The sequence below is a fragment of the Kineosporia succinea genome (assembly GCF_030811555.1).
In the GTDB taxonomy this organism is placed as follows: domain Bacteria; phylum Actinomycetota; class Actinomycetes; order Actinomycetales; family Kineosporiaceae; genus Kineosporia; species Kineosporia succinea.
Map to the genome: position 1 here is coordinate 6,498,652 of NZ_JAUSQZ010000001.1, position 25,495 is coordinate 6,524,146.

Consider the following 25,495-nt stretch of genomic DNA (forward strand, 5'->3'; position numbering starts at 1 on the left):
GGAGAAACCATGAAGCACCGAGCACTGATCGCCGTCACCACGAGCGCGTTACTGCTCTCGGCGTGCGCGGGTGGCACCAAGGCCGCGTCCGACGACGACGCCGGCGGCACGACCCTGAGCGTGGCGAGCGTCGACCAGGGCTCGATCGAGCCGGTGGTGAAGGCGTTCGAGGCGGCGAACCCGGGGGTGAAGGTCAACCTGACGACGAGCAGCGCGGATCAGTACCAGCAGCAGATCCGTACGCAGCTGGCCTCGGGCACGGCGCCGGACGTGATGAGCGTGTGGCCGGGCAACGGCAATCCGGGGGCGACCTACGTGCTGGCGAAACCGGGTTACCTGCTCGATCTTTCCGATCAGCCCTGGGCCGGGAAGTACCCGGAGGCGCTGAAGAAGGTGACGCAGTACGACGGCAGGACGTACAACGCGGTGTACGGGCTGAACGCGATCGGGGCCGTGTACAACGTGGAGGCGCTGGAGAAGTCGGGGCTGACGGCGCCGGGGACGTGGTCGCAGGTGCTGCCGTTCTGCGAGGCGGCCGCCGCGAAGGGCACGCCGGCGTACGCGCTGGGGATCCAGGACAACTGGGTGACGCAGCTGGTGCTGTACTCGCTGGTGGCGAGCACGCTGTACCCGGACGACCCGGAGTTCGACACGAGGATGGCGGCCGGTCAGGCCACGTTCAGCGGGTCGGCGTGGGAGGCGGCCCTGCAGAAGTACCAGCAGATGGACGAGGCGGGCTGCTTCCAGAAGAACGGCCTGGGAACCAGTTACGAGGCGTCACAGGCGCTCGCGGCCAGTGGCAGGACGCTGGGGATCGTGCAGGGCAACTGGGTGGTGGCGCTGCTGAAGGAGAAGAACCCGGACGCGTCGTTCACGTTCAGGCCGCTGCCGGCGGTCGACTCCGCGGACGACGTGCTGATCCCGGCGGCCGCGGGGGCGGGGTACGGGGTGAACGCGAAGACGGCGAACCGGGAGCTGGCGCTGAAGTTCATCAGCTTCGTGATGGCGCCGGAGGGGATGAAGACGTTCGTGGAGACACAGGGCGGTCTGCCGGCGCTGCCGGACAGCGGGGCGAAGGTCGACCCGGCGCTGGAGGAGGTGGCGACGTACATCACCGGTGACCGGACGGTGCCGTTCATGGACCAGCTGTGGCCGAACCCGAAGGTGCAGCAGACGATGCTGAGCGGGCTGCAGGAGATCTTCAGCGGGCAGAGCACGGGCAAGGAGATGTTCGCGGCGATGGACGCCGACTATGCGGCCGGGGAATAGTTTTCACGACTGCCCGTGACCGGGCGATGACCAGTTCCGGAAGATTCCTGTCGGTTTCCTGGGCGATTTGCGCCAGCGGGCGTAAGTGTGACGAAATGTCCCCGCCGCCCACTGAGATCGAGGGAATTCGATGGCTCCGCAGCACGGTAAGTCGCTCGTCGCACTCCTCGGGGTGACCGGTCTCCTCGGTGTCGGCCTGCTCGCCACGCGGGGGCTCGTCGACGGCGCGGCGGCCGGTGACGCGAGCGTGGTGGCGGCGGTGATGAGCCCGGTGGCGGCGGATCCGGCGGCGGACGTGGCCGAGGGCACCCCGCAGTGCTCGCTGCTGACGTTCGCGGAGATCACGTCGGTGACGGGTGGTGAGGTCGGGTACGACCCCGACCCGGACTCGTTCTACGGCGACGTGTGCTGGTGGCGGATCTCGGACTCGCAGCAGGTGCCGCCGGGCACGCTGCTGAGCGTGGCGCAGACGCAGGGTGTGCAGGTGAAGGCGTTCACGGCGTACGCCGACCAGGCGGTGCGCAGCGGTGACGCGACGCGGCTGAGCGGTCTGGGTGAACAGGCGATCGTGAACGAGGACGGCGAGGTCGAGGTGTTCGCCGACGGCAGCTCGTACCGGGTGGGTTTCACGATCGACGGGTCGCGGCCGCCGGTGGCGCAGCTGCGGGCGATGCAGGAAGACCTGGCGCGGGAGTTCGTGCCCGCGGCGAACGGTTCGGACGCGTAGGGCTTCTCGCCTCAGACGCTCAGCGGTTTCTGCGCGGCCAGCCAGGTGTGCAGGTCGGCGGCGGGCAGGGGCCGGGACATCAGGTAGCCCTGGATCAGGTCGCAGTGGTGTTCCTGGAGCCAGGCCAGTTCGGCCTCGGTCTCGACACCCTCGGCGACCACGGAAAGTCCCAGCCGGTGGGCCATCTCGATGGTGCTGTCGACGATGACGCCGGTGCGCGGGTCGGTGCTGAGGCGGCTGGTGAAGGCGCGGTCGATCTTCAGGGTCGAGACCGGCAGGTCGTGCAGGTAGGCCATGCTGGAGTAGCCGGTGCCGAAGTCGTCGACGAGCAGCTCGAACCCCTCCTCGCGCACGGCCAGCAGGAAGTCGCCGGCGCGGCCGTGGCTGTCGACGAGCAGTGACTCGGTGATCTCGATCTTGACGGCGTGCACGGGCAGGGCGTGCTCGTGCAGGCGCTCGAGCAGTTCCTGTTCCAGGAGCCCGTCGAGCAGGTCGCTGGCCGAGAGGTTGACCGAGACCGCGATGTCGTGGCCCAGTTCCCGCAGGATCGCGGCCTCCTCGAAGGCCAGGTCGAGCACGGTGCGGGTGAGCTGAGGCATGAGCCCGGCGTGCTCGGCCAGGGGCAGGAACACGTCGGGCGGCACGAAGCCGCGTTCGGCGTCGGTCCAGCGCACCAGCGCCTCGACCGAGCGCGGCAGGCGGGTGTGGGCGTCGACGATCGGCTGGAACGCGAGGGTGAGCCGGCCGCGGTCGAGGGCCAGGCGCAGGGCCTCGACGGTGGCCAGGCGGTCCCAGGCGGAGCTGTGCTGGGTGTCGTCGTAGACCTCGAACCCGCTGCGGGCGGTCTTGGCCCGGTACATGGCCATGTCGGCCTCGGCCAGGGCGCGGCCGACCTGGGTGCCGGCGGCGATCGCGGTGATGCCCATGCTGGCGCCGACGTGCAGCAGGGTGCCGGTGATCGTGAAGGGTTCCTCCAGGGCCGCGGTCAGGTCGGCGGCGACCCGGGCGGCCTCGTCGCGACTGGCGCCGGGCAGGTAGATGGCGAACTCGTCGCCGCCCAGGCGGGCGATGACCCCGGTCCCGGGCACCCGGTCGCTGAACCGGGCGGCGACCTGACGCAGGAGCTCGTCACCGACCTGGTGACCGAGGGCGTCGTTGATCTCCTTGAACCGGTCGAGGTCGATGATCATGACGGAGCCGGACTCGGTGCCCTCCTCGAGCAGGTCGTACAGGGCGCGGCGGTTGGGCAGGCCGGTGAGGCTGTCGGTGCGGGCCAGGCGGCGCTGGTCGGACAGCGCGACGACCTCGCGCATGGCCAGGGCGGTGCGGACGGCGAGCGCGGTCAGGGAGGCCAGGGCCAGGACGACGGCGAGAGGTGCGCTGGCCAGTGAGCCGAGGGCCAGGACGGCGACGGGCGGCAGGCCGCTGAGCACGGGGATCAGGAACTCCCGGCCGCGCACCCGGGGCTGCTGGGGCTCGACGGCCGTGGGCCGCACCGCGGCGAGGGCGATGAAGGCGTCGGCGACCAGGTACGAGGCGTCGTTCCAGCCGCCGTGGTAGAAGGTGCCGTCGACCAGGAGCAGCAGGTACCAGGTGTCGGCCACGGCGAAGACGAGGAAGCCGGCGGCGAGCATCACCCAGGCCGGCTGCCGCCAGGCGGCGAGCGCGACCATGGCGCCGACCGCGGCCGCGGCCAGGCCGAGGTCGACGAGCGGGTAGGCGAAGTTGGTGACGATCTCGGCGAGAGTGCCCTGGGTGGCGGCCCGCTCGATGGTCGGGAAGAAGATCAGGGCGGCGACCGAGGCGACGCCCAGGCCGGCGACCAGGCCGTCCAGCAGGAGGGAGACGCGGCGCCCGAGCCGGGCGCGCACCATCAGCCAGATGCCGATCATCGACAGCGGGGCCAGGCCGAGCCAGAGCCCGTCGGACAGGCTCGGGTAGGGCGTGTCCGCGCGGGGCTCGTAGACCAGCTGCCACAACAGGGTGCCCAGGGAGTACGAGCCCAGGCCGGCGGAGAAGAAGGCCCAGGCCAGGCGGTCGCCGGGGACCAGGGCCGCGCGCAGGCCGCAGACCAGGGCGGATCCGGCGAAGACGCCCTGCGGGAGCACGACCAGGGCGAAGGAGCCGAGGCTCACGCGCCCGGCCTCGCTGAGCGCGACCAGGACGCAGTAGGCGAGCAGGGTCGCGACGACGGCAGCACACACCGTGCGCACCGCGCGCATGGATCCCCCTTCCGCCGCCGTCGCAAGCTATCGGCGGACGGGGGCGGGAACTTGACGTGGACCAGGCCCGGGGGTGCAGTCCCGGGCCCGGTCCACGGGTTCCGAGGGGTTTATCCGAAATCGCTGTAGGCGACGATCGTCTTGCTGGTGAACACGCTCACGGCGTCCTTGAAGGTGTGCTGGTCGGGGGTGAACACGACCTGGTAGACGCCCTGCGGGAGGGGAGGGAGGTCGACGGTGGCGGAGCGTCCCTTCTCGTCCAGGGTGATGTCGGTCAGGGGGACGTCGCGGCCGGTGTCGTCGCCGGCGGCGACCGGGTGCAGCCGCCAGTCGCCGCTCAGGCCCACCCCGGTGAAGCGGACCGTGCCGCCGGCCGTGGGCAGGACGGTGCGGCTCGTCGCGGTGATCGCGGCCGCGTAGCTGACCGGGATCGGCGGGGACGCGACACCGTGGCGCGAGAGCACGATCTGGGCGACGGATCCGGGCGGGCCGGGTGGGAGGGTGGCCTGCACGGTGGTCTCGCTCAGCCACTTCAGGGGCAGCGGGCGTTCCTCGACGCGGGCGGTCACCTTGCGCCCGATCATGTCGGCGGTGCTGATGCCCACGTCGGTGGTGCGCAGGACGACCGGCCCGCCGATGCCGAGGATCTCCTTGGTCTGGCTGCGGCCGGGCACCGGGGTGACGGCCATCAGGCCCTCGCGGGGCAGGCCGTCGTCGGTCTCGCCCATGCCGGTGCGCAGCACGACGCGGTGCGGGCCGGCGGTCAGGGCCGGCACGACGCACACGACCGCGGTCTGGCGCACCGAGGTGACGCGGCAGGGCACGTCCTCGCCGCCGTCCTCCGGGCGCAGCAGCACCGCGCCGGGGCGGTTGATGTTGACCGAGCCGAGGTTGCTCCCGTGGATGGTGATCTCGGTGCCGCCCTCGGTGCTGACGCCGCTGCCCGAGAGCCGGGACACCCGCGGCGCCAGGTAGATCACGTCGAGCTTGGACGCCGGGGACAGCGGCGCGAACGACGAGCCGTCGATCGGGTCGAACTCGACCTTCCAGGTGCCGGGGCGGCCCGGGACGTCGGCGGGCAGGTTCACGAAGACCTGGCTGTCGCGGGCCACGAACACGCCGCCGCGCACCGCGTTGTCGAGGTCCTCGCGGAACCCGACGAACGGCAGCTCGAGCGTGTTCTCGCCGTCCGGGGAGGTCAGGCGCCAGTTCTGGGTGCGGGACAGGCCGGTGCCGATGATCGTGCCGGAGCGCTCGCCGTGGGCCGGGTCGGTCACCCAGGTGGCGTTGGTGACCTTGCCCAGGTACGAGACGGTGACGACGCCGACGACCTGCCCGTCGCGGCGGATCTCGAGCGTGGCGTCGGTGCCGCCCTCACCGGCCGGCAGCGCCACCTTCATCCGGTTGCTGCTGCTCCAGGTCGGGATGATGTTGCGGAACCCGTTGTGCGTGACGATGAACCGGTTGAGCCGGAACTCGCTGGCGTTCATCCCCAGCGGGATGCGGCTGTTCAGGGTCAGGGCCGAGTTGCCCACGGCCGGCTGCTCGTTGGACCCGGCGACGGTGAAGGTGCCGCGCTTGCCGTGGTGCTCGTCCTTCTCGTCGGCCCTCTCACCGGCCTGCCCACCCTCACGGGCCCCGGGAAGCCGGTCGAGCGCGTCCTGCGAGGTGGCGAAGGAATCCACGAGGTCGGAGGTCAAAGTACGCAACCTTTCGTCACCGTCAGCGGCTTCCCCCGAGGACTTCCCCCGGTAGCCGGTCGAACCACTACCGATCACCAATAGTGATCATCGAGTGCATTTCCGTGAACGGCTGGACGAGTGAAGTGCTGAGGCAAAACAGAGCTCAGGCAGAGGTTTCGGCGCCCGGGCGGGTGAAAACAGGCCCCTCGGATGGGCCGAACGTGAACCGGGCGATGTGCGGGCCCCAGATCCGGAAGGCGGCGAGCTCGACCGGCCCGGGCACCTGGCGGGCCGCGCGCACCAGGTCGGCCCAGTCCCGGCAGGCCCCGGCGTCGAGCCCCGCGGCCACGTCGTTGACCCACGTGCCGTCGACCCGCCGGGGCTCGAGCCCGGCCAGGGTCTCCTCCCAGCTCTCGGGTCCGGGCGCGCGCCGGCAGATCCCGCCCCGTCGCTGCGGTCCGGGCGGTGCGAACAGCAGGGCGTGCAGGTGCTCCGGGGCCGCCGACAGCAGGCCCAGCAGGACGGCGACCGCCCGGAACTGCCCGGGCTCGCCCGGCCCACCGATGAAACTGGAGGCCGGGCTGAGGTCCTGGGTGGAGCGCAGCATCCGGTACAGGTTGTGCAGGCGCTTGATCTCCCGCGGCTGCCGCACCAGAGGCGCCTGGGCCGAGAGCACCTCGCGTTCCTCCACGCCCAGTGGCTCCGGATCCACCCGCTCGCGCCGGCGCACCCGCGACGCCGCCGACCCGGCCTGCACCAACGGCCCCGCCCCCTCGTCCGCGAGGGGCGCCGGGTCCTCGCCCGCCTCCACCGTGACCGCCCCCGGCACCGCGGACGGCCCGGACAGGTGCTCGATCATCGCCCGGAACCCCTCCGGCGCCACCGCCGGCAGCACGAACGGAATGTTGAAGATCTTCTTCAGGTAGTCGTCCGGCGCCTGGTCCCCCAGCAGCGCCCGGTGCCCGGTGCGCAACGACCGCACCAGCCACTGCGGGTCCACACCCAGCACCACCACGAACAGGTCCAGCGCCAGCAGAAGATGCACGGCCTCCAGCACCGCGACCACCTGCGCCGGGGCACACCGGTCGAGATCGTCGATGTAGAGCACGATCCGGTCGATCGGCCGCTCCTGCCCACCGTGCTCCTGCGGCCAGGCGCTCATCAGCCCGGACAGTTTCTCCAGGTCCCGCCGGATCACCGAGATCAGCCCCAGGCTGCCGCGGTAGTCGTCGCTGCCGGCCCGCTCGGCCAGGAACGCGTACAGGCGACGCCCGGGCGACAGCTCCTCGAGCTCACGCCGCAGCTCCCCCGCTCGGGCCAGTTCCTCGTCGTACTGCGCGCGCAGCGCCCGCTCGCGGGCCTGCGCCGCGTGGATCCCGGCCAGCGCCTCCTCGATCCGTTCCTGGGTGACCGGATCCCGGGCCTCGTCGAACTGCCGCACCACCCGGGTCACCCGGGCCATCGCCGCCCGCGCCCCCGCCAGCCACCGCACCACGGTGGCGGCCCCCGCCAGCAGTCCGGCCAGGCCCACGAACCGGCTCCACTCCTGCACCGCCCCGGCGCTCACCAGGCCCACGAGAAGCACGACGGCGGACGCGGTGAGCACGGCTCCCAGCGCCCAGCCCCTCCGTCCCTGGAGGGTCCGGTACAGAGTGATCGCGCCCGACACCGTGCCGCGCAGCTGCTCGGCCACGACCTGCACCTGCTCGCCCTGGTCCTGCACGCCCAGCCGCTTCCAGTCCCCCGCCAGCTCCGCGTCGGTGGCCCGGACCAGCGCCTCCAGCAGGCCGCGGCGGACGCCCCGGAGCCGGTCCAGTTCCTCGAGCAGTTCCCGGGTCCGCCGGGCCGCGGCCTCCTGGGCCCGTGTCAGCTCCCCGGTGCGCTCGCCGCTGGAGTCGAGCTCGCGCCGCAGGACCCGGGTCAGCTCCTCCTGCCGGGCGCGCTCGCGGCCGTCGATGTCGGCGAGCCGACGGAAGATCTCGTCCCCCAGGCTGGCCCAGAGGTTGGTGTCGGCGTAGGTCCAGGCGTTGAAACCGATCTGCACGACGTTCGGCAGGTAGGTGCCGCCGAGAGCGGAGCGGTCGTCGATCTGGCGCCGCAGCAACCCCATGAACGTGCTCTTGCCCGAGCCCCACGGACCGAACAGCCCCACCGACAGCGGGGTCGGCGTCTTACGGTCGGCGATCAGGGTCGCAAGCATCTCGGCGTACACGCCGCGGCCGAGATGGTCCTGCGACAGCGGGATCCCGACACGCGGGTCGACCAGGTCGGAGCTGAAGCCGCCGGCCAGGACGCGTGCGCGACCCGGCGGTTCCGGATCGTCCGACCGGTGTCCCAGGGTGTCGTTGAGCCAGAGCCGCCAGTCCCCGGCCGAGCGCTGCCGGGACGCCAGACTCAGGGCCTCGGCCAGGCAGTCGGTCAGGTCCGCCGCGGACAGGCCCAGGGCGCCGGGCACGTCGTCACCCAGGGGCGGGGAGAGAAGCACCATCAGGAGGTGCCGTCGGTGCACCTGGTCACTGACCCCCTCGGCGACGGCCAGGCGCTCGGCGGTGACGAGGAGTTCAGCGGTCCGGTAGGGGGCCTCGGCCCCCTCCCTCTGAGCCAGCCTGCCCAGCCGCCGCAGACCGTCCGCGACATCGGGCATCCGGTGGCGGACCAGGCTCGCCAGAACCACGTCGAACCCGTCCGCACCGGCGGGCTCCCGTTCCAGGAACACCCTGAGGATCCGCAGAGGCCCAGCCACTCCCGTGGCCCGCCGCGCCTCTTCCAGCAACGAGCGAGCCCCGGGCGACAGTTGTACCTCCCGCCGTTGCTCGGGCTCGCCCCAGGCGTCGCGGACCATCTGTTCCTCGATGCCGGACCGCATCACCAGCACGACCCGCTCCGGTATCTCCGCCTGCTCGGCGGCCGCCCGCAGAGCCGGCACCAGGCTCGCGGCCGGCTCCACGGGCAGGCCGGCGAGGGCCTCCCAGTCCACCGGGACCGCGATGGAGCGGCACCCGGCCGTGCCGGCCACGCGCAGCACCTCCCGCACCGCCGGGACCACGTTCTCCAGCGCCCGGTCCCCGCCCCGCTCGCCCGGATCCCGCAGCGTCACGAAGTAGATGTACGGGCTGCTCGCCGCCGGCCCGCCCGCCATCGCGGCGGGCCGCAGCACCCGGACCCGCCCGAACGACTGGTCCCACGAGGCGTTCGGGAAGACACTCCGCAGCCGGCGGCCGAAGTCACCGGGCCGTCCGTCCCGCAGCGGCACCACGTAGGCGTCCACCCGGACCCCGGCGGATCCCGGGCCGACCGCGACCTGGAACAGCGTGTCCCCGACCGTGCCCAGCACCTGCGCACGTACCCCACCCTCGCCCACCGCGATCCCCCGCTCCCGCAGCCCCTTCACCCGGGTCATGGCCCCCGTCATGACCCAACCGCACCCCCGCATTGTCACGGTTCCCGGCGCCCCCGGACGCCAGATCTCCCAACCTGCCCTTGGGAGTCCCCAAACCCCCACTTGGCCAGCACGAACGTGAGCCGGGCACCACCTGGCCCCGACGCGTCCCCACGCTCTACCGTTCGCCTCACGGCACCGCCGAACGCACGGTTCCCCGCAAACTAGAGCTTGTTAATCTAGAAACTCAGCTTTGACGCACCAGGCAACGAGGAGCAGGACATGCCGGCCGACCGGGCAGCACGACCGACCATCCTGATCGCGGGCGGAGGCGTGGCGGGCACCCTCGTCACCCTGCACCTCGCGCGCCTGGCCGCGCGCCGCTCCACCGGCATCGACATCGTCGTGCTCGAGCCCAACGACCTCCTCGGACGCGGCGTCGCCTTCGGCACCCCCGAGGACAAGCACCTGCTCAACGTCCCCGCCAGCGGCATGAGCGCCCTGCCCGAGGAACCCGGGCACTTCGTGGCCTGGCGCGCCGCCGACGACCCGGACAGGCCCACCCACCCCTACGACTTCACCGGCCGCCGCGAGTTCTCCCGCTACGTGCGCCAGCTGCTCACCGAGTCGCTGCAGGCCGCGGGCGACCTGGTGAACCTGCGGCACGTGCAGCAGCAGGCCGTCACCGTGCGGCGCTCCGGCGCCGGTGCTCTCGTCACCACGGCCGGCGGCCGCCGCTTCCGCGCCGACGCCGTCGTCGTCGCCACCGGCCTGCCCGCCGCCGGCTGGGACTGGGCCCCGGGCGCCCTCCGGGACTCGCCGTTCTTCGTCCCCGACCCCTGGGCGCCCGGCGCCCTCGACGTCATCCGCCGCGACCGCACCGGCCCCGAGGCCGTGCTCATGGTCGGCGCCGGCCTGACCATGGTCGACGTCGCGCTCTCGCTCAGCGAGGGCGACGAGCGCCGCGTGCTGCACGCCGTCTCCCGCAGCGGACGCCTCCCCCGCACCCACGCCCGCGGCCCGAAACTGCCCACGATCCCCGACGTCTCGGACTGGGGCGTCTCCGTCGAGGAGCTGCGGGGGCGCGTCCAGAAGCACTTCACCGACGTGGTCCGCGCGACCGGCGACTGGCGTCCCGCCCTCGACGGCCTGCGGGTGCAGGTGCAGAACCTGTGGGGCCGGATGAGCGACGAGGACCGGCTGACGTTCGTCCGTGAGTACTCCGGGTACTGGAACGTGCTGCGTCACCGCATGCCCGTGCCCAGCGCCGACAAGCTCAACGCGCTGCGCGCGGCGGGCAGGCTGCACCTGCACTCCGGCGCCACCGTCGCCGACGCCGAGCCCCTGCCACGCGGCGGCCTGCGGGTCACGCTCACCGACGGCAGCACCCGCGAGGTCGGCTGGGTCGTGAACTGCACGGGTCCCCGCACCGACATCCGCGAGCTCGGCAACCCGCTGCTCGACGACCTTCTCACCCCCGTGCACGGCGTCGCCTCGGCCACGGTCGCCACCGGCGGCATGGGCCTGCGCACCGTCGGCGGCCGGCTCATCGACTCGGCCGGCAGCCCCGAGGCCCCGCTGTGGACCCTCGGGGCCCTGCGCCGCGGCGAGCTCTGGGAGACCACCGCCGTCCCCGAGATCCGCACCCAGGCGCTGGCCCTGGCCACCACGCTGCTCGACACGCTGGCCCCGCTGCCGCGCCGCCTCGCCGACGGCCGCATCGTCAGCGGGCACCACCCCGTCGCCCGTCCCCGCGACCTGCTCGGGCTGCCGCTGTCCACCACCGCCGAGGCCGCGGCCAGCTTCAACGTCGGGCTCGAGCGGGTCATGCGGCTGCAAGCCGGGGCCGACGACCTGCTGCGCGAGGCGATCGGGCACGACCCGGACTTCGCGCTCGCCCACGCCGCCCTGGCCATGCTCGGGCACGAGGCCGGGGCCGTCGTCGAGCGGGTGGACGTCGACGCCGCCCTGGCCGAGGCCCAGCGCGCGATCACGGTCAAGGGCGACCACCGCGAGCGCAGTTTCGTGGACGTCATCGCGCGCCGGGTCAGCGACGTGCGGCACTCCGGGGCGCAGGCGCTGATCGCGCACATCGCGGCGTATCCGCGCGACGTGCTGGCGGTGTCGGCGGCGGTGCCCACGATCGCGTTCTCGGGGGTCACCGACCTGCAGCAGGAGGCGTGGGCGCTGGTCGAGGGGCTGGCACCGGCGTACGGCGATCACTGGTGGTACATCTCGCTGCTGGCCTTCACGCGGCAGGAGCAGTCGCGGTTCGAGGAGGCGGCGCTGCTGGCCGAGAGCGCGCTGGCCTGCGAGCCGTCGTCGGGGCACGCGGTGCACGCGCAGACCCACGTCATGTACGAGACCGGTCAGCACGACGAAGGACGCGTCTGGCTGGACCACTGGGTCGGCGAGACCGGGCGCTCGGCGGGGTACCGGGCGCACTTCGCCTGGCACGCGGCGCTTCACGAGCTGGCCATCGGTGATCTCGAGGCGGTGCGCCGGCGCTACGCCCAGCACCTGGCCCCGCCCGCCGTGACCGGAGTGCGCGCGCTGATCGACTCGGCGTCGCTGCTGTGGCGCTGGCGGCTCGTGGGTGACCAGCCGCCGCCCGCCGCGCCGGTGATCGCGGCGATCGGTGACGACCTGCTCAAGCGGCCGCAGACGCCGTTCATCGCGTTGTACTCGGCGATCGCGCTGACGGCGGACGACGACGCGGACGGGCTGGCACAGTTGCGGGAGCACGCGCTGGGCTCGTCCGAGGCGTCGATGCACACGCTGATCGTGACGGCGTGCGAGGCGCTGACGGCGGTGGTGCAGCAGCGCTGGGCGGACGCCTGGCCGATCCTCGAGGACCTGTACCCGAAGCTCGACCAGATCGCCGGGTCGGCGGCGCAGCGCGAGGTCTTCCAGGACACGCTCATCCACGCGCTGGTGCAGGACGGGCACCAGGAACGGGCCGAACAGCTCCTGGCGGCGCGCCCCTCGCGTCACCGTTGCTAAATTCTGCGCCGTGCCTGCCTTCGATCCGCTGAACGAGCTCCCCGCCGCCGCGCGCACCATCGCCCGCTCCACGATCGAGGCGGTGGACGCCGCGCGTGCCGGTGACGTCATCGCGTTCGAGGAGGCGACGGCCCGGCTGGCCCTGTGCGAGCCGGAGCAGGTGCGGCTGGCCCTCGGGCACGTGGTGCGTGACCTGCTGGAGCACCTGAACCCGGACGGGCTGGCGGCCGACGACCTGCTCGAGCTGATCCGCGGCTGTGCGCGGAGGGCGTTCGCCTGGTACCCCGGTATCGACGTGAACGCGCTGGTCGTGGTGCTCACCGGGGCTCTCGGGCTGCACGAGGACGACGAGAACCCGCAGCGCTACACGCCCGCCCAGGTCGCGCAGCACGCGCCGTTGTTCATCACCGAGCTGCTCTCGCAGCCGCGTCCCGCGCCGCTGACGCTGCCGCAGTACCTGAGGGCGGCGTTCGAGGCGATCCGTACCGCCGAGCTGCACGAGATGCCCTGAGAACGTTCCTTGCGGACGACGTGCAGCCCGGCGCCGTCCTACGGCTGCAGCGTCAGTCGTTCCTCACCACCGCGACTCAGGGCCAGGCGTCCAGCCGTGCTCCGGGCCTGGGCGCCGATGCGGGCGCACGTGTCGGTGCTGCCGTCGGGGAGCCGCAGCCGGGCCGGTGACGTGACCTCCTCGAGCGCCTGCCAGATCACCCGGCGCTGCTCCTCGAGGTCATCGCCGCTCAGGCGCGCCATCAGGTGCCCGGCCTCCAGGTGCCCCGCCCCCCAGAGGTCGGCCGGATGCTCACGCGTGCCCAGGAACTGCACCAGCGCAGCCACTCTCAGGTCCGGATCGGTCGCCACCCCGGGGCCCGCGAGCGCTCCGGCCGGCGGCTGGGCCCCGGCCGGCAGCGGCAGGAACGCCTGCGCCCCGCTACAGGCCAGGGCCTCGTCGAGGGCGGCGTGCGCGTGCACGCGGTGCAGTCCGGCGGGCCCCGGGCGGCTGCACATCCACCAGGCCGCCGGCAACCGGGCGGACACCTGCTTCCCGAAGGCGACCACGTCGTCCTCGAGCATCCAGATCCGGGTCTGCCACGAAGTCACCCCGGGATTATCGCGGGGCGGGCTCACTCCACGTCGTCTGGGCCGACGTATTCCGCCACACCGACACGTGACGCTCGCTGTCACCCGTGAACGGCGTGCCCACCCAGTCCTCGGTGCGCCGCACCAGTGACATCCCGGCCAGTTGCGCCATCAGGTCCAGCTCGGACGGCCACACGTACCGGAAGTTGTGGTCGCCGTAGCGGTACGTGCCGTCGGGCCGGCGGTGGAAGTGGTGCGACGTGCCCTGCTGCGTCACCGGGTCGAGCGTGTCGAAGCCGGTGTGCCCCTCGCTCACCTCGAACGGCACCGCCACCTGCCCCGGCGGCAGGCGCCGCAGCGGCGGCACGAACACCTCGACCACGAACGCCCCACCCGGTTGCAGGTGCCGCGCCGCGTTGCGGAAGCACCGCACCTGCTCGGCCTGCGTGCGCAGATTGCCGATCGTGTTGAAAACCAGGTACACCAGCACGAACTCACCCGGCACGACGGCCGTCGCCATGTCCCCGGTCACCACCGGCAGCTCGTCCTCGGAGATCTTCGCCCGCAGCCGGTCAGTCATCGGCTGCGACAGCTCGATGCCCGACACCGGAATCCCCTTCCGCCGCAACGGCACCGCGATACGCCCTGTGCCGCTGGCGAACTCGAGCGCGGCCCCCTCCCCGGCGAGCCCGGCCAGGAAGTCCACGACCGGATCGATCCGCTCCGGCGAGAACATGTCCCAGCCCTGATCGTCGTAGCCCTGCGCCTGTTCCTCGGTCCAGAGATCGCTACTCGTCATGACGCCCCATCCTCGGACGCCCCGACCCGGGACGCGACCCCTTTTCAGCAAGCACCCGTGAGGACAGCCGACCGGCTCGCCGAGGACGGCCCCAAAACGAACGATCGCCAGCCACGTTCGATCGCGATGTGCGCCAGCCTGTTATCTCCTGCCCGCCGAGCATCACCAAGTCCCCGCCGACTCCCAGGACTCCCCGCCGACTCCCCAAAACTCTCCCCGACTCCCTGCGACTCCCTGCGACGCCCTGCGACTCCCTGCGACTCCCTGCGACTCCCCGGACTCTCCGCCGACTCCTGCGACTCCCCGGAACTCCCCGGAACTCCCCGGAACTCCCCGGAACTCCCCGGAACGATGGTCGGTCGGCCGCGTGTGCCGCATCGGCACGTCCTTCGATGCGGTGAGCGCCCGCACCGGCGAATGTGGTGTTTTCGATTATCGATAATCGAAAACAGCGCCGTCTCGCTCCCCCACCCGCCGACGCCCACTCCCGGCCCCGACCGCCCATCTTCCGAGCCCGCGAGCCATTCAGCCACCCAGTCCGGTGAGCCACCCGGTCCCTCGAGCCCGCGAGCCGTCCGATCTGCCGGTCCGCGGCTCGCCGCCCTTCCGACCCCCCGCCCTTCCGACCCCCCGCCCGTCCGGCCCTACCGGTCCGCCGCCCTGCCAGTTCGCCGGTCCACGGTTCGCCGCCCTTCCGGCCCCCGGCCCGCCGCCCTGCCGCTCCGCCGCCCTGCCGCTCCGCGGCTCGCCGCCCTGCCAATCCGCCAGTCCGCGGTTCGCCGCCCTTCCGACCCCCGGCCCGCCGCCCTGCCGCTCCGCGGCTCGCCGCCCTGCCAATCCGCCGGTCCGTGGCTCGCCGCCCTGCCGCTCCGGCTCCCGGTCCGCCGGTCCGCCGGTCCGCCGGGCCGCCGGGCCGCCGAGCCGCCGAGCCGCCGAGCCGCCGAGCCGCCGAGCCGCCGAGCCGCCGAGCCGCCGAGGCATTGTCGTCAGGGCCGCTCGGCGGCGCGAGAGCCTGTTATCGAATCGAGCCGCGGCCCGGTCGACGCCGCGCCCGCAGGGTCTCGGCGCTGAGCAGGCCCGTCCCGAACAGGATCAGCGCGAAGCCGGCCGCGATCGCCGGGACCAGGAAGTACGGGGTACCGGTGAAGGCCAGGTCGTCGCCGGTGGAGTCTGTCTCCCCGGCGCCGCCGGACGGCGTCCCGTCACCCGAGTCGTTCCCGCCGCCCCCGTCCGTGCCGGTACCCCCGTCGCCGTCACCGTTGTTGCCCCCGTTGCCTCCGGAACCGGTACCGCCGTCGTCACCACCGTTGTCGTTGCCGCCGCCGTTGTCGGTGCCGGTACCGCCGTCCTCGGTCACCGTCACCCGCACGGTCTGGGTCGCGCTCTGGCCGATGACGTCGGTGACGTCCATCGTGAAGCCGTCCGTGCCCGCCTCGTCCGGCGCGGTGTAGACGCAGGCCAGGCCCTTGGGCCCGACCTTCACCGAGCCGTCGCCGGTCACCGCGGAACACGCGTCCACCGTCAGCTCGGTGTAGTCCGGCCCGCGCGGTGCGATCACCGACGTGCTCCCGGCCGGCACCGTCACCGTGAACGCCGTGGCCGAGGGCCGCGGGATGAACGTGAAGGCCTGCACGAAGTTCGTCGTGCCCGCCGCGTTCGTCACCCGCACCGTCACCGGCCCCTGGGCGTGCGCCGGGGACACCACCGTCAGCGTGTTCGAGTACGCCGCCCGGATCCCCGCCGGCACCGACCGCACCAGCGCCGAGCCACCCACGTCCGGGCCCAGCGTCAGGCCCTCCCCCGGCACCCCGTCGAACGACACCGTCGTCTGCTCGTCGAAGTTCGAGCCGCTGACCGTCAGCGCCGTGCCACCGGCGACCGGGCCCACGTCCGGCGTGATCGAGCGCACCGTCGGCAGTTCCGACAGCGGCACGTACGTGTACCCGACCGCGTCCGTGCTCGTGCCGTTCGCCGTGCTCACCCGCACCGTCACCGTTCCCGTGCCGTCCGCGGGCACCGTCACCGTGATCCGCGTGTCCGAGACCACCGTGTACGTGGCCGTGACCCCGCCGAACGTCACCGCGGTCGCGTCCGTGAACCCGATCCCGGTCACCGTCACCCGATTCCCGCCGGCCGCCGGCCCGCGGTCCGGGTCCACCGCCGAGACCACCGGCGCCGAGCCCGGTTCCACGAACGTGAACCCACCCGGCAGGGTGGCGTTGCCCGTCGGGACCGTGACCACCACGTCCACCGTTCCGGCCGCGTGCACCGGCGTGACCACCGTCAGCGTGGTGGCGCCGACCACCGTCGGCGTCACCGCCGTGGTGCCGAACGCCACCGACGTCGCCCCCGTCAGCCCCGTGCCGGTCAGCGTCACCGCCGTACCGCCCGCCGTCGAGCCGACGTCCGGGCTCACCGCCGTCAGCGACGGCGGCGCCACGAACGTGTACGTCGAGTCCGCCGTCACCGGCGACGTGCCCCCCGGCGCCACCACCCGCACCGTACGGTCCCCCGCAGCCGGCACGTTCGGCGTCACCGCCGTGATCGTGCTGTCGTCCACCACCGTGAACGAGGTCGCGTCGACCCCGCCGAACGTCACCCGCGTGGTGCCGGTGAACCCGGACCCGGTGATCGTGACGGTCTGGCCACCCTGCACCGAACCGGTATCCGGCGAGATCCCGGTGATGGAAGCCGCTGCCTGGTAACGGAACTGCGCCGCCGGCACGACCGCCGAGGTACCCCCCGGACCGGTCACCGTCACGTTCGCGACCCCCGCGGCCCCGGCCGGGACCACCGCGGTGATCGTCCCGTCCGTGCTCACCGTGAAGCTCGTCGCCGCCACCGTGCCGAACCGCACCGCCGTGGCATCGGTGAACCCGGCGCCACTGATCGTCACCGTCGTGCCCCCGGCCAGCGGACCCGCCGCCGGCGTCACCCCGCTCACCGAAGGCGCTCCCACGTAGGCGAAGTCGTCGGCCGGTCCGGCCACCCCCGAGGTGCCGTTCACCGTGGTCACCGACACGCTCACCGTCGTCGCCGCCCCCGCCGCCGGCGAGAGCACCGTCAGCCGGGTCGGGCTCAGCACATTCACCGCGGTGCCCGGCGTCGACCCGAAACTCACCGTCGTGCCGCTGGTGAACCCGGTGCCGTCGACCGTCACCGTCGTCCCGCCCGCGATCGGCCCCGACCGCGGCGACACGCCACTCACGGCCGGCGGCGGGACGTAGTCGAACCCGGTCGTCGAGCCGACCGCCGAGGTGCCCCCGTCGTTCGTGATCCGCACGTTCACACTCCCCGTGCCACCGGGCGAGGTGGTCCGGATCTCCGTGTCACTGATCAGGCTGAACGACGCGCTGACCGTGCCGAACCGCACCGCGGTGGTCCCGATGAAGCCGGAACCCCGCACCACGACGGCCGTCCCACCCGGCTCCGGCCCGCTGGCCGGTGCCACCGACGTGATGGCCGGCAGATCGACGAAGGTGAAGTTCACCCCCGCAGACGTCCCGTACCCGTTGTCCACCGTCATGGCCACCGTGCCCGCGCTGCCCGCCGGCGTGGTCGCCACCAGCTCGGTCGCGCTGACGAACCGCACCGTCGCCGCCACCCCACCGAAGAACACCTGCGACCCGGCCGTGAAACCGGTTCCGGTGACGGTCACCTCGGTCCCGCCGGCCAGCGCCCCGCGGGCCGGGGTGATCCCGGTGACCGTGGGTGCCCCGGCGTAGGTGAACCGGCTGGCCGCCGTGGCCTCCGACGTCCCGTAGGGACCGTCCACGGTCACGTCGAACGTGCCGGGCATCCCCATCGCCGGGCTGGTCGCCGTGATCTGGGTGTCGGAGTCGACGTTGAAGAAGCTCGCCGGGACCGAGCCGAAGTACACCTGCGAGGCGCCGGTGAACCCCGTGCCGGTCAGCGTCACGCCCGTACCGCCCGCGGTGGAGCCCGAACCCGGGGCCACCCCGGTCACCGACGGCGCCGGCTCATAGGTGAACGTGCCCGCGGCCGACGTGCCGCCCACGGCGGTCGTCACCGCGACCGGGACCGCCCCGGCCGCGTGCGGAGGCGTCACGGCGGTGAGCTGGGTCGCGCTGACCGTCGTGACCGAGGTCGCCGCCACCCCACCGAACGTCACCCCGGAGACGTCGTAGAACTGGCCGCCGTTGATCGTCACCGTCTCACCACCGGCCGTCGCGCCGGTGGGCGGCACGATCGACGTGATCGCCGGCGTCCCCACGTACCGGAAGTTGTCCCGGGTGCCCCCGACGACCGACGTCCCCCCGTTCGTGGTGACCGCGACGCTGACCACCCCCGCCGGTCCCGCCGGGGACGTCGCCCGCACCTCGGTCGCGCTCACGAACTGCACGCCCGTGGCCGGGGTGCCCCCGAAGTCGACCGTCGAGGAGTTGGTGAACCCGGTCCCGCTGATCGTCACCACGGTCCCGCCCCCGGTGGTCCCCGAGTCGGGTGCCACACCGGTCACGGCCGGGCGGTCCAGGTAGGTGAACTGGCTTGCGGACGTGGCGGCCGAGTTCGCGTAGACGCCCACCACGGTCACGGGAACCGTCCCGGCACTCCCGGCGGGCGCGTCCACCGTGATGCTCGTGTCGCTGTTGACCACGCGGTTCGTGCCCGGCACGTTGCCGAAGCGCACCCCGGTCGCCCCCGTGAACCCGCTACCGGTGATCGTCACCGTCGTCCCCCCGGCGACCGGCCCCGCGGACGGGACGATCCCGCTCACCGACGGCCCGGCCACGTAGGTGTACTGGTTCGCCGCCTGGTTGGCCGAGGCTCCACCGATCAGCGTGGTCACGTGCACGTTGACCACCCCCGGGCCGCGCGCCGGGGCCGTCGCCGTGATCAGCGTGTCGCTCTGACGCGTGTACTGCGCCGTCGTGCCGCCGAAGTCCACCCCCAGCACCCCGGTGAAACCGGAACCGGTGATGTTGATCGTCTCACCGCCCGCAGTGCCGCCCGCGATCGGCGAGAGCCCCGACACCACCGGCGTCCCCACGTAGGTGTAGTCGTCCGCCGCCGTGTCCGGCGACGTCCCGCCCGCGGTGGTGACCTGCACGGCCACCGTCCCGATCCCCGCCGGGGCCGTGGCCGTGATGCTGGTCGATCCGTTGATCGCGGTCACCGTGGCCGAGGCCAGGCCGAACCTCACCGTGCTGCCCGAGGTGAACCCGGCCCCGGTGATCGTCACCGGCGTGCCCCCCGTGAGCGGCCCGGAGTCCGGCGAGATCCCGGTGACCGCCGGCGCCCCCAGATACGTGAACACCGTTCCGCCGGCGCTGGTCCCGCCGATCGCCGTGCTCACCGTGACGTCAGCGGCGCCCGCCCCGTGCGCCGGGGCGATCGCCGTGACGGTGGTGTCGTTGAGCACGATGTAGCTGGTCGCGTTCGTGCCACCGAACTGCACCGCCGCCGCGCCGGTCGCCGAACCGAAGCCGGTCCCGGTGATCGTCACCGCCGTGCCACCCCCGGTCGGGCCGGACGACGGCGTCACCGCGCTCACGACCGGCCGGCCGATGTAGGTGAAGTCGTTCACCAGCGGGATCGCCGTCGAGGTGCCACCGGGAGCGGTGACCGTCACCCCCACCGTGCCGGCCAGGTGCACCGGGGTGGTCACGGTGATGGTGTTGTCGTCGCTGACCGTCAGCGCCGCCCCCACCGACGTCGTCCCGAACTTCACGTCCGTGGCCCCGGTGAACCCGGAACCCGCCAGCGTCACCACTGTTCCGCCGTCGACCGTGCCCTGATTCGGCGTCACCGACGTGACGAGCGGAGCACCGGCGTAGGTGTACGGCTGCGGGTTCGAGGTGTTCCCGAGCCCGGCCGAGACCGTGACGTTCGCCGTACCCAGCCCCGCCGGCGCGACCGCCGTGATCTGGGTGTCGGAGTTCTTCACGTAGCTGGTCGCCGGCGTGATCCCGAACGTCACCCCGTCCGCCTGGTTGAACCCGGTACCGGTCAGGACGACGGTGTTGCCGCCCGCGATCGGGCCCCGGTCCGGGGTGACCGCCGTCAGGGTCGGAGCGCCCAGGTAGGTGTACGTACCCGGTGCCCCGGCCCCGCCGTCGGGTGTGGTCACGACCACGCCCACGTCACCGGCCGCGTGCCCCGGCACCAGCGGCACCGTGATCGTCGTGTCGTTGTTGACCACGAACACCGATGCCGTGCCGCCGAACGTGACCGAGGTCGCGCCGGTGAACCCGCTGCCGGTGATCGTGACCGGGTTCAGGCCGGGCGCCGGGCCGCTCGAGGGCGCGATCGAGGTGATGGAAGGCGCTGCGACGTAGGTGAAGTCGTTCGCGGTCCCGGCCGTGGAGCTGGTGCCGCCGACACCGACCACGCTCACCTGCGCCGTCCCGGCCGCGTGCGCGGGACTGCGGACGCTCAGCGTCGCGTCGGTGCTGATGGTGAGGTTCGTGCCCGGCACCCCGTCGAACAGCACCTGGGTCGCGCCACTGAAACCGCTACCGAGCACGGCCACCGTGGTCCCGCCCGCCGTCGGGCCCGAGCCCGGGGTGAGCAGGGTGATCGTGGGCGCGTCCACGTACTGGTACGACTGCGTGCCCGAGGTCCCGTAGGCCAGGCTGTTGACGGAGACCAGACGCGTCTGCGCACCCACGACCGCCGGTGCGACGGCGCGGATCTCGGTGTCCGACACCTTCGTGAACTGGGCCGGGGTGAGCAGGCCGAAGTTCACGATGTCCACGTTCGTGAAACCGGTGCCGGTCAGGACGACGGTGTTGCCACCCGCCGTCGGGCCGGACGCCGGCGAGACCGAGGTCAGGGTGGGCTGGCCGACGTAGGTGTACGTGGAGGCGGCCGTCGCGCCGCTGGTGCCGCCGTTCGGCGTCGTCACGGTGACGTTGACCGGGCCGACCGCGTGCGCGGGCACCAGCAGCACGCTGATCGTCGTGTCCGAGAGCACCAGCGGGATCACGCTGTTCTGGTCGAACTTCACCGAGGTCGCCCCGGTGAACCCGGTGCCGGTGATGGTCGCCGCCAGGCCCCCGGCGGCCGCGCCCTGGGCCGGGCTGATCGCCGTGATCACCGGCGCCGCGACGTAGGTGAACCGGTCGGCCGCCACGACCGCGCTGGTCCCGCCCGGCGTCGTGACCGTGACGTCGGCGACGCCCGCGCTGCCCGCCGGGCTGGACGCGGTGATGCTCGTCGCCGAGACCACCACGACGTTCGTCGCGTTGACACCGCCGAACCGCACCGCCGTCGCGCCGGTCAGGTTGGTTCCCGTGATCGTGACGTTCGTGCCGCCCGCCGCCGGTCCGGTGGCCGGCGAGACCGCCGTCACGGTGGGCGTTCCCGCGTAGACGTAGTTGTCGGCCGCGGTGTTCGCCGAGACGCCGCCGGGCGTGGTGACCCGCACGTCCACCGACCCCGAACCGGCCGGGACCGTCGCGGTGATCTGCGTCGGGCTCACGACCGAGAACGTGCCCGAGGGGTTCGGGCCGAAGGCGACCTGCGTGGCGCCGGTGAAGCCGGTGCCCGCGATCGTCACGGTGTTGCCGCCCGCCGTGGGCCCGGTCGCGGGCGTGACCCCGCTGACCACGGGCGCCGCGATGTACGTGTACTGGTCGGCGGCGCTGGCCGCGCTGGTGCCGGCCGGGTTCGTGACGGTGACGTCCACCGTGCCGGTGCCCGCCGGGGCCACCGCGGTGATGCTGGTCGGCGAGTTGACCGTGTAGCTGGTCGCGTTCGTGGAGCCGAACCTCACGGCCGCCGCGCCGCTGAGACCCGCGAACCCGGTCCCCGAGATCGTGACCGACGAGCCGCCGCCCGCCTGGCCGCTCGTCGGGCTGACCCCGGTGACGGTCGGCGTGCTGACATAGACGAAATCGTCCGCCGACGTGTTCGGTGAGGTGCCGCCGGCCGTGGTGACCACCACGTCCGCCGTTCCCGCACCGCCCGCCGGGCTGGTCGCGGTGATGCTCGTGCCGGTGTTCGCGGTGATGGTCGCGTTCTGCCCACCGAACTTCACCGAGGTGGCGTTCGCGAGACCGGTACCCGTGATCGTGACCGTGGTGCCACCCGCGACCGGCCCGGCCGAGGGGCTGACCCCGGTGACGGCCGGGACCGCGACGTAGGTGTACTGGTCGGCGGTCACCGCAGCGGACTGACCGCCCAGGGTGGTGACCCGCACGTCGACCGGCCCGGCCGAGGCCCCGGCGGGGGCGACAGCGGTGATCTGGGTGGCGCTGTCGACCGAGAAGCTGGTCGCGGCGGTGGAGCCGAAACTGACCGCGGTGGCGCCGGTCAGGCTGGTGCCGGTGATGGTGACGCTGGTTCCACCCGCGGTCGGGCCGCGGGTCGGGGCTATCGCCGTGATCACCGGTTGGGGTACGTAGGTGAAGTCGTCGGCGGCGGTGTTGGCGGACGTGCCGGCCGGGTTGATCACGCGCACGTCGACGGTGCCGGTGCCCGCCGGGGCGACGGCCGTGATGCTGGTCAGCGAGGTGATCGTGTAGCTGGTCGCGCTCGCCGAGCCGAACTGCACGTTCGTGGTGCCGAGGAAGTTCGTGCCGGTGACCGTGACGCTGGTCGTCCCGCCCTCCGGGCCCCGCACCGGCGAGATGCCGCTCACCGTGGGCGTACTCGGCTTCGTCGTGCCGCACTCGCTGGTGCCGATGTCGACGTTGACCTGGGCCAGGCCGGCCACGTTGATCGAGACCCGGGCGGCGACGACCGTCAGGCCGTACTGGTTCGCTCCCTGGCTGGACGTGCTCTGGTAGTTGAGGATGATCGAGCCGGCCGTGGTCGGCACCCCGAGCACGGTCAGGGTCAGCGGGATCGTGTAGTTGGGTGTGATCGCGCCGGACGGGATGGCCGCGCCCAGCCCGAGACCGCCGCCGATGTTCAGGCCGGTCACGGTCGACGAACCGGTGGCGCCGGTGCCGGTCGCCTGGCACTGCGAGTGCGTGGGGCCGAGACTCACCAGGCCGCTGGCGATGTTGAGGCTGGCCAGGTCGGCGCTGGAGGTGGCGGTGTCGTAGAGCAGATCGGCGGTCGCCGCGCTCTTGACCACCCCGGCCGTGGCGACGGCGTCGAGGCCCAGGCCGCTCAGGTTCGCCAACTGGGCGCTGGGTGTGCCCGGGTACTGCGACTGGGCGACGCTCGCGATGTTCACGGTCGCCGCACCGAGCAGCTTGACGTTGCCGTTGAGCACGTTCGCGTTCGCGACGACGGTGCCGGTGAAGGCCGAACTGCCCTGCGCCCCGAGGGGTATCACCAGGCCGGTGACGAGCAGACCGGTGAGACCGCGTGCCGTGGCCCGCTGTTTCCAGCCTGCGGCCCACCGTGCCGAAGGCCTGTTGTTCCTGAGCCACTTCCCCCACGAGCGCATGCGCAGAACTCCCCCAGAATTCCCCAGTGCAACGTGGGGGACTCTAGGTAGTCAGCGAATTACAGAGATGTAATGAGGGCGGCGTGTCGCGAGAGTCGGACAGATGGCCGATGGACGGATGCGCGCGGCGCGACCGGGGCGAAACGTGCGTGATCACGACAGAGTTCGGCGCGATCACGCACGCTCCCCGTCAGACCCGGTCGGCCCTGGTGAAGGCCACCGCCCCCTTGGCCGGAACCGTGACGCGAACCTGGCCCCGCGCGTCCACCGTCACCGTGGGACCCGAGCACTTACCCTTGCTCACCGACCCGCGCGTGACATCGCAGTAGGTACCGGCCGCCAGGCCGGTGTCGAAAGTGCGGGTGACGGGCGACTTGTCGTTGTTGAGGGCGATCCAGCCGGCCTGACCCCGGCTGAACGCGATCAGGTTGCCGCCGTTGTCCCACCAGTGGGTGACGGGCGCCCGGCCGACGTGGTTGTGGAAGCCGACCAGCCCGGTCACGGCCTTGTCCCGGTGCACGCAGACCCAGGCCTCGGAGGCACAGTCGGTGTCGGTGATGAGCCCCCCGGGGTCGGAGGGCGGGGAGGCGTCCGTGGCCGACCACGCGAAACTGCTGTAGACCTGCGGGGTTCCGTATCCGTAGGCGAGCAGGAACTGCTGGGCGAGCAGGTTCGTGGCGCCGTCCTTGTAGGTGAGGGCGTCACCGTTGCGCTCGGTGTCGTGGTTCTGCACGAAGCTCAGGGTCTTGCCCGAGGGGGTCAGGCCGTCGCCGAAGGTCTTGAGCACGGCCAGGCTCCCGGTCCCGTCGGCCGGGTAGCTCTTGAACGCGTTCTTGATCTGGATGTCGCCGTCGAGCCCGAGCACCGCCGAGCCCGCGCCCGTGAACGCCTGCGGCGAGAGGATTCCCGGCCCGCCGCCGAACACCTCCAGCGCCACGTAGGGCCGGTCGCCGTCGACGGTGTCGCGAAGCTTCTTCTGCAGGGCGAGAAGGTCGTCCTGGCCGACGTGCTTGGCGGCGTCCACCCGGAACCCCGAGACCCCGTACCCGATCAGCTTGTTCAGGTACTTCGCGAGCTCGTTGCGCACCTTCGGGCTGTCGGTGCGCAGGTCGGCCAGCCCGACGAGCTCACACGTGCGCACCTGCCGCAGGTTGTTGAAGTCTTCGATACCACCGGTGGACGAGGGGCAGTCGGTACCTTTCCGGTGAAAGTCCGAGGCGTCGTAAAGCCCGGCGTACTCGAAGTGGCTGTACGTGCGCCCGCCGTACGACGTGCTGCCCTGCCCGGTCATGTGATTGACCACCGCGTCGACGTAGACCTTCACGCCCGCCCTGCGGCACGTCGTCACCATCGAGCGGAACTGCGCCTCGGTGCCCATCCGGCTGGTCAGCTCGTAGGAGACCGGCTGATAGATCTCCCACCAGGGATGCAGCACGGTGTCGCTGCCGTCACCGAGCTTCGTGCGCTTGAGCGAGTCGGCCGGCTGCGAGACCTGCACCCCCGCGTACCCGGCCGGGCCGAGGGTCCCGGTGCACTCGGAGGCGACCGAGTCCCAGTTCCACTCGAACAGATTCGCCATCACGTCGGTGCGGCCGGGGCCGGCCTGCGGCGCTCCGGCCGGCTCCCGCTCGAGGCCGTGCAGCGCGGCGAGCGGCAGCCCGATCGCGGCCAGGACGGCGAGGGCGGACAGGGACGAGGTGCGGACGGACATGCGGATCCCCCATCGGTCGGCATTGACCCGGTTCGCGACACGGTGCGACGCGACCGTAACGGTCGGCGAGGGCCCGTTTCAATGCCTGCCGTCCGGACGTGCCCACCGGATCGCCCGTCGGCCGGCGGCGACACCCCCCTGGACCCGCGTGCATCTGCCTGTGGACCCGGTGCGTCTGCCGTGGGCCCTACCCGCGGGGTGGTCGAAAGCCCCGGTGCGAACAGCAGCTCGTTGACGTCGTTGTCGTCGAGAGACGTAC

Annotated in this window: 11 protein-coding genes; 4 read left to right on the forward strand and 7 right to left on the reverse strand. The window is 72.5% G+C overall.

Features of this window, described 5'->3' with window-relative positions; genetic code table 11:
* Nucleotides 1-9 precede the first annotated feature (9 nt).
* A complete protein-coding gene (locus J2S57_RS28815) occupies nt 10-1,269 on the forward strand; it encodes an ABC transporter substrate-binding protein (RefSeq protein WP_307248808.1) in 1,260 nt (419 codons plus the stop codon).
* A gap of 130 nt (nt 1,270-1,399) precedes the next feature.
* A complete protein-coding gene (locus J2S57_RS28820) occupies nt 1,400-1,996 on the forward strand; it encodes a hypothetical protein (RefSeq protein ID WP_307248810.1) in 597 nt (198 codons plus the stop codon).
* A gap of 11 nt (nt 1,997-2,007) precedes the next feature.
* Here the strand turns inward: J2S57_RS28820 and J2S57_RS28825 are convergent, their stop codons facing one another.
* From J2S57_RS28825 to J2S57_RS28835, 3 genes are all read right to left on the reverse strand, one after another.
* The gene (locus J2S57_RS28825) at nt 2,008-4,218 is read right to left on the reverse strand and encodes a putative bifunctional diguanylate cyclase/phosphodiesterase (protein WP_307248812.1); all 2,211 of its coding nucleotides are present in this window, start codon (nt 4,216-4,218) and stop codon (nt 2,008-2,010) included.
* Between the two features lie 110 nt (nt 4,219-4,328).
* Nucleotides 4,329-5,918, reverse strand: coding sequence for an IPT/TIG domain-containing protein (locus J2S57_RS28830; protein ID WP_307248814.1), 1,590 nt, complete (start codon nt 5,916-5,918; stop codon nt 4,329-4,331).
* A gap of 145 nt (nt 5,919-6,063) precedes the next feature.
* Nucleotides 6,064-9,312 carry a P-loop NTPase fold protein gene (locus tag J2S57_RS28835; protein WP_307248816.1) on the reverse strand — a complete coding sequence of 1,083 codons (3,249 nt, stop codon included), beginning with the start codon at nt 9,310-9,312 and terminating at the stop codon, nt 6,064-6,066.
* 249 nt (nt 9,313-9,561) lie between these two features.
* Here J2S57_RS28835 and J2S57_RS28840 point away from each other — a divergent pair, with 249 nt between their 5' ends.
* Both J2S57_RS28840 and J2S57_RS28845 read left to right on the forward strand, forming a co-directional pair.
* Nucleotides 9,562-12,282, forward strand: a complete 2,721-nt coding sequence (locus tag J2S57_RS28840) for an FAD/NAD(P)-binding protein (RefSeq protein ID WP_307248818.1) — start codon at nt 9,562-9,564, stop codon at nt 12,280-12,282.
* 10 nt (nt 12,283-12,292) lie between these two features.
* Nucleotides 12,293-12,793: a hypothetical protein gene (locus J2S57_RS28845; protein WP_307248820.1), complete on the forward strand. Its 501-nt coding sequence runs from the start codon at nt 12,293-12,295 to the stop codon at nt 12,791-12,793.
* A gap of 38 nt (nt 12,794-12,831) precedes the next feature.
* On the opposite strand, the gene J2S57_RS28850 is transcribed toward J2S57_RS28845, so the two are convergent.
* The 4 genes from J2S57_RS28850 to J2S57_RS28865 form a co-directional block, all read right to left on the reverse strand.
* Entirely contained in the window at nt 12,832-13,383 is a 552-nt protein-coding gene (locus tag J2S57_RS28850; RefSeq protein WP_307248822.1) for a hypothetical protein, read from the reverse strand.
* Between the two features lie 7 nt (nt 13,384-13,390).
* A complete protein-coding gene (locus J2S57_RS28855) occupies nt 13,391-14,161 on the reverse strand; it encodes a class I SAM-dependent DNA methyltransferase (protein ID WP_307248823.1) in 771 nt (256 codons plus the stop codon).
* Nucleotides 14,162-15,176: 1,015 nt separating this feature from the next.
* On the reverse strand, nt 15,177-23,525 hold the full coding sequence (locus tag J2S57_RS28860; protein ID WP_307248824.1) for a beta strand repeat-containing protein: 8,349 nt from the start codon (nt 23,523-23,525) through the stop codon (nt 15,177-15,179).
* A gap of 190 nt (nt 23,526-23,715) precedes the next feature.
* The gene (locus J2S57_RS28865) at nt 23,716-25,236 is read right to left on the reverse strand and encodes an alpha-amylase (RefSeq protein ID WP_307248826.1); all 1,521 of its coding nucleotides are present in this window, start codon (nt 25,234-25,236) and stop codon (nt 23,716-23,718) included.
* Nucleotides 25,237-25,495 lie beyond the last annotated feature (259 nt).